This window comes from Rhodoplanes roseus (assembly GCF_003258865.1).
Classification (GTDB): domain Bacteria; phylum Pseudomonadota; class Alphaproteobacteria; order Rhizobiales; family Xanthobacteraceae; genus Rhodoplanes; species Rhodoplanes roseus.
Genome location: NZ_NPEX01000003.1, coordinates 29,940 through 36,258 on the forward strand (window position 1 = coordinate 29,940; position 6,319 = coordinate 36,258).

Sequence of the window (6,319 nt, forward strand, 5' to 3'; positions counted from 1 at the left end):
ACCTGCCGACAGCGACCGCGTCGGCGCGGCGCGTGCCGCGCCTTCGATACTGCGAAGCCCGCTTGTCATTCACACCATGATCGAGGCCTCCCGTGATCAGCAGCGGACCAACGACATGACCGACACCGGCATCGGGGCGCGGCTGATCCGCAAGGAGGACGACCGCTACATGCGCGGTCGCGGCCGCTATGTCGGCGACATCCGGCTCGCCGGCCAGCAGGACGTCGCTTTCCTGCGCAGCCCGCTGGCGCACGCGAAGATCCTCTCGGTCCGGGTGCCGGAGGCCTTGCGCGGCCGCGTCCTGCTCGCCGCCGACATCGCCGCGGTGCGTCAGATCAGGGCCGACACGACGCTGCCGGGCTTCAAGTCGTCCACCCAGCCGGTGCTGGCGGAGACGCGCGTGCGCCATGTCGGCGAGCTGATCGCCATGTGCGTCGCGCCGACCCGCGCCGAGGCCGAGGACATCGCGGCCGAGATCGAGGTCGAGTTCGAGGAGCTGCCGGCCGTCACCGACATGCTGGCGGGACGCGAGCCCGGCGCGCCGCTGCTGCACGAGCCGTGGGGCGACAATCTCTTCCTGGTCTCGCTCACCGACGTGAGCTCCGCGGAGCTGAAGCAGAAGGCCACCTACAGCGTGACGCGCGAGCTGCGCACCGCGCGCCAGGCGATGAGCCCGATGGAAGGCCGCGGCGTCGTCGCCGAGTGGGACAGCCGGCTCGGCCAGCTGGTGATCCACTCCTCCACCCAGCAGCCGCATGTCGTCCGCTCCGGTCTCGCCGAATGCCTCGGCCTGGACGAGGGGCAGATCCGCGTCATCGCGCCGGATGTCGGCGGCGGCTTCGGCTACAAGGGCATCCTGCTGCCCGAGGAGGTGGCGCTCGCCTTCGGCACGCGCCGCTTCGGCACGCCGCTGCGCTGGCTGGAGGACCGCCGCGAGAACCTGGTGGCCGGCGCCGACTGTCGCGAGCACCATTATCGTCTCACCGCCTATGCGGACTCCGACGGACGTCTGCTCGGTCTCGACTGCGAGGCGAGCGTCGATTGCGGCGCCTACTCGGCCTATCCGTTTTCGGCTTGCCTGGAAGGCGGCCAGATCGGCAGCATCCTGCCCGGCCTCTACGACTTCCCGCACTATCGCTGCCGCGTCCATTCGGTCGCCACCAACAAGCCGCCGATCCTGCCCTATCGCGGCGTCGCCCGCACCGGCGCCTGTTTCGCCTTGGAGGTGACGCTGGACGCGCTGGCGCGAGAGATCGGCATCGAGCCGACCGAGCTGCGCCTGAACAGCCTGGTGCGGCCCGAGCAGATGCCGTTCGACAACATCGCCAAACGCCACTTCGATTCCGGCGACTATCCGGAGGCGCTGCGCCGCGCCATCGCGGCGATCGATCTGGAAGGCGTGCGAGCCCGCCAGAAGCAGGGCGAAGCGGACCGGCGCCGCATCGGCGTCGGCTTCGCCATGTATGCGGAGCAGGCCGGCCACGGCACCAGCGTCTACTCGGCCTGGGGCATCCCGATGGTGCCGGGCCACGAGCAGTGCCAGGCGCGTTTCACGCCGGACGGCGGGCTGGAGCTGAGGATCGGCGCGCACAGCCACGGACAGGGGCTGGAGACGACGCTGTCGCAGGTCGCTCATTCGATCCTCGGCGTGCCGCACGACAAGATCAGGCTGGTGCACGGCGACACGGCGCTGACCCCCTACTCCACCGGCACCTGGGGCTCACGCTGCATGATCATGTCGGGCGGCGCCGTCGCCACCGCCTGCGATGCCCTCGCCGACCGGCTGAAGCGCATCGGCGCCGCGCTGCTGCAGGCCGATGCCGCGGCGGTGCGGCTGGAGAACGGCGAGGTCGTCGGGCCGAGCGGCCGCATCGCGGTCTCGGAAATCGCCCGCACCTGGTATCGACGGCCGCAGGATCTGCCGCGCGACGTCGATCCCGGCGGCCTGGAGGTGACGGCCGGCTACAAGGCGCAGCGCGACACCGGCACGTTCAGCTACGCGGCCCATGCCGCCGTCGTGGCGGTCGACACCGAGACGGGCGAGACCGAGATCCTCGACTACGTCATCGTCGAGGACGGTGGCGTGCTGGTGAACCCGATGATCGTCGACGGGCAGATCATCGGCGGCACCGCGCAGGGCATCGGCACCGCCTTCTACGAGGAGATGCCCTATGACGACCGCGGCCAGCCGCTCGCCTCGACGCTCTCCGACTATCTGCTCCCCGGCCCGACCGAGATGCCGAAGCTGAAAATCCTGCACATGGAAACGCCCTCGCCCTACACGCGCTTCGGCCAGAAGGGCATCGGCGAGGGCGGCGCCATCGCGCCGCCGGCCGCGCTCACCAACGCCGTCAACGACGCCCTGCACGATCTCGGCGCCGAGCTGCTGATGTCGCCCGTCACGCCACGCCGCATCGTCGACGCGATCACGGCAGCGCAAGCCCGCGAGGCCGCGGAATGAAAGCCATACGCTGCCCCGCCGACGAACGATCTCGTTCCGCCCTCACCCTGAGGAGCGCCCGAAGGGCGCGTCTCGAAGGGCGGGGGCGGCCACATGGTTCGAGACGCGCTCCTTCGGAGCGCTCCTCACCATGAGGCGCGCATCGGTGCAAAGGCGCCCCGGAATGACGGAAACCGATCAGGCGGATCTCGCATGAAAGCCGCAGCATTCGACTATGTCCGGCCCGCGAGCGTCGCGGAGGCCTGCGCGCTGCTCGCCGGCGACGGCGACGCCAAGATCATGGCCGGCGGCCAGTCGCTGGGGCCGATGCTGAACCTGCGGCTGGCGCAGCCCGCGCTGCTCGTCGACGTCACCCGCATCGCGGATCTCGGCCGCGTCGAGGAGAGCGCCGACGCGATCACGCTCGGCGCCGTCGTGACGCACGCCGCGATCGAGGATCGGCGGGTCGCCGATCCGACGCACGGCTTCCTGGCGCGGGTGGCGCGCGGCATCGCCTATCGGGCGGTGCGGTCGCGCGGGACCATCGGCGGCAGCCTGGCCCATGCCGATCCGGCGGCCGACTGGGTCTCGACCCTGACCGCCCTCGGCGCCGAGGTTCTGCTGACCGGCGCCGGTGGCGCGCAGCGGCGCGTGCCGGTGGAGGAGTTCATCCGCGGTGCCATGAGCACGGCGCTGGAGCCCGGCGAGATTCTCGACGGCGTGCGCATCCCGCGCTTCTCGCCGGCGGCCCGCTTCGGCTTCGAGAAGATCTGCCGCAAGACCGGCGAGTTCGCCGAGGCCATGGGCGTCGCCGTGCTGGACCCCGAGCGCGGCGTCTGCCGCGTGGTGGCGGGCGCCGGCGGCGGCCGGCCCGTGGTGATCGAGGCGAGCCGCGGTGCCGGCGCGCGCCTGCTCGAGCGCTTCGCCGACCCCGGCGCGACCCGCGACATGCTGATCGAAGCGGGCCTCACCGGAGACGAGTTCAAGATGCGCCTGCATGTCGCCGCGGTGCGCCGCGCCGTCGAGGAGATTCGCCGATGACCACCGTCACGATCGAGGTCAACGGCAAGACCGTGACGGCCGACGTCAAGCCGCGCACCCATCTGGCCGACTTCTTGCGCGAGCAGCTCCTGCTGACGGGAACTCACATCGGCTGTGAGCACGGCGTCTGCGGCGCCTGCACGGTCGAGATCGACGGCGAGATCTCGCGCTCCTGCATCACCTTCGCGGTCGCCTGCGACGGCGCCAAGGTGCGCACCATCGAGAGCTTCGACGACGATCCGCTGATGGCGCGCATGCGCACGGCGTTCTCGACGTCGCACGCGCTGCAGTGCGGCTACTGCACGCCCGGCATGCTGATCGCGGCGCGCGACCTGGTCCGCCGCAAGGCCGCCGAGCCCGATCTCGACATCCGCACCGAGATGAGCGGCAACCTGTGCCGTTGCACCGGCTATGCCGGCATCATCGAGGCGATCGAGACCGTGGCGGCGGAAGCGCCCGCCGTTCCGGTGCTGGCGGACGGCCGCTGGGTCGGGCCCGCACCGGGGCCGGGCGCGACGACGCCTCCTACGGCCGCGGCTTCGGCAGCGACCCGCGCCGCTCCGGCGCCGGCCAAAGCTCCGGCCGTCAAGACGACGCCCCTCGCCGCGCCGTCGCGTCCGATCAAGGTCGAGGTCGGGCCCGTCACGGTGGAGAACGGCGAGACCCGCTTCACCGAGGGCTTCGCCCTCGATCACCCGCGCGACGCCGTGTGGGCGCTGATGCGGGATCCCGAAAAGGTCGCCGGCTGCATGCCGGGCCTGACGCTCGATCCGCCGACCGCCGACGACCGCCTCACGGGACGCATGGAGGTGAAGCTCGGGCCGATCTCGGCCGGCTTCTCCGGCGAAGGCGCCTTCGCCCGTGACGACGCCGCGCACCGGATGGAGATCACCGGCCGCGGCAGCGACCGCAAGAGCGGCTCCCGCGCCTCCGGACGCGTCGCGTATACGCTGTCCGACGCCACGGGCGGGACCAGCGCCGCCACGCGCGTCGATTGCGTCATCGCCTTCACGCTGCAGGGTCCGCTGGCGCAGTTCGGCCGCTCGGATCTCGTCCGCGACCTCGTCGCCCGGATCGGCGAAGCCTTCGCCCGCAATCTCGACGCCCGCCTGCGCGCTCCCGACGGCGCCGCGGTCGCGCCCGCCGAGCTCGGCGGCGTGTCGCTGGTGCTGGGCGTCCTGTTCGGCCGGATCAGGCGGGCGGTGATACAGGCGCTCGGGCGCGGGAGCTGATCGGTTCGCGCGCCCGCGCCGGCGGGCTCCGTCCGCCTCACCCCTTCGGCGACACCGCGAGATTGATGTTGATGTTCTTCTCCTGGGTGAACGACAGGAGCTCATCCAGGCATTCCTCGCGGCCGATGCCGGACTGCTTGTAGCCGCCGAACGGCGCGCCCAAGAAGTGCTTGCTGGTGTCGTTGACCCAGATGTAGCCCGCCTCGATCGCCGCGGCTGCGCGGTGCGCCGTCGTCAGATCGTTGGTCCAGATCGACGCCGTCAGCCCGTACTCGACGGCGTTGACCTGGTCGAGCATCGCGGCCTCGTCGGTCCATCGGATCACGCCGACGACGGGCCCGAAGATCTCCTCCTTGAAGATGCGCATCGCCGGCGTCACCTCGGCGAACACGGTCGGCTCGATGAAGAGCCCTTTGGCGAGCGCCGGGTCGCTCGGCCGGCCGCCGCCCGACACGAGGCGCGCGCCCTCGGCCTTGGCGGACGCGATGTAGTCGAGCACACGGTCGTACTGCACCTTCGAGATGATGGCGCCCATGGTGGTCGCCGGATCGGTCGGCACGCCCGGCTTCCAGTGACGGATCTTCACTGCGACGCGCTCCAGCACGGCGTCGTAGATGTCGGCGTGGACGAAGGCCCGGCTGGTGGAGCCGCAGGACTGGCCGCACCAGGTGAAGTTCATCCCGCCGACCAGGCCGGCGGCGACCGCGTCGGGATCGGCGTCCGGCCAGGCGACCAGCGCGTTCTTACCGCCCAGCTCGAGCAGCACGCCCTTGAGCGTGTCGGCGGCGGCCCGCATCACGGCGCGCCCCGTGGCGGCGCTGCCGATCAGCGCGATCTTGGCGATGTCCGGATGGCTCGCCAGCCGCGCCCCGGCGTCGCGTCCGCCCGGAACGACGTTGAACACGCCGGGAGGCAGGATGCCGTCGATCAGCTCCGCCAGGCGCAGCGAGGAGAGCGGCGCCTGCTCGGGCGGCTTCATCACCACGGTGTTGCCGGCGGCGAGCGGCGCCGCTGCCTTGCCGGCGACGAACATGAAGGGATGGTTGAACGGCACGATGCGGCCGACGACCCCGAGCGGCTCGCGCACCGAGAAGTTCAGCCGGTCCGGCCCCATCGGGATCGAATGCCCCTTCATCTCGGTGACGAGGCCGGCGAAGAACTCCATCTGGGCGGCCGCGATGGTGGCGTCCATGATCATCTCGGCGACCGGGTTGCCGCAGTCGGCCGCGTCGAGCATCGCCAGCTCGCCGGCATTGTCGCGCAGCACCCGGGCGATCTCGCGCAGCATCCTGGCGCGCTCCAGCGGCGGCACGCGGCGCCACCCCTTGAAGGCGGCCTTGGCCGCCACGACCGCCGCGTCGACGTCCTCGGCGCCGCAGTCGGCGACCGCACCGAGCGACTCTCCGGTGCCGGGATTGATCTGCTCGACCTCACGGCCGGTCCTGGGCGCATGCCAGGCGCCGCCGTAATAGACGCCGCGCGAAACCGGCAGCTTCAGCGCGATGGCGGCGAGCGCCGACGGCGAGACGAGCGTTGTCATGGCAAGTTTTCCAGGCGGGCGAGGATCAGGAGGCGACGGCGACCGGCCGGGCGGCGTCCGCCGCCG

Annotated in this window: 4 protein-coding genes; 3 read left to right on the forward strand and 1 reads right to left on the reverse strand. The window is 71.6% G+C overall.

Annotation, left to right across the window (positions count from 1 at the left end):
* Positions 1-115 precede the first annotated feature (115 nt).
* The 3 genes from CH341_RS00890 (at position 116) to CH341_RS00900 (ending at position 4,713) form a co-directional block, all read left to right on the forward strand.
* Positions 116-2,461, forward strand: coding sequence for a xanthine dehydrogenase family protein molybdopterin-binding subunit (locus CH341_RS00890; protein WP_111417184.1), 2,346 nt, complete (start codon positions 116-118; stop codon positions 2,459-2,461).
* Positions 2,462-2,653: 192 nt separating this feature from the next.
* Entirely contained in the window at positions 2,654-3,481 is an 828-nt protein-coding gene (locus CH341_RS00895) for an FAD binding domain-containing protein (RefSeq protein WP_111417154.1), read from the forward strand.
* The gene (locus CH341_RS00900) at positions 3,478-4,713 is read left to right on the forward strand and encodes a xanthine dehydrogenase family Fe-S subunit (RefSeq protein ID WP_111417155.1); all 1,236 of its coding nucleotides are present in this window, start codon (positions 3,478-3,480) and stop codon (positions 4,711-4,713) included. Before CH341_RS00895 ends, CH341_RS00900 begins: the two co-directional genes overlap by 4 nt.
* A 37-nt stretch (positions 4,714-4,750) precedes the next feature.
* On the opposite strand, the gene CH341_RS00905 is transcribed toward CH341_RS00900, so the two are convergent.
* Complete coding sequence (locus CH341_RS00905) at positions 4,751-6,253, reverse strand: aldehyde dehydrogenase family protein (protein ID WP_111417185.1); 1,503 nt, start codon at positions 6,251-6,253, stop codon at positions 4,751-4,753.
* Positions 6,254-6,319: the final 66 nt, after the last annotated feature.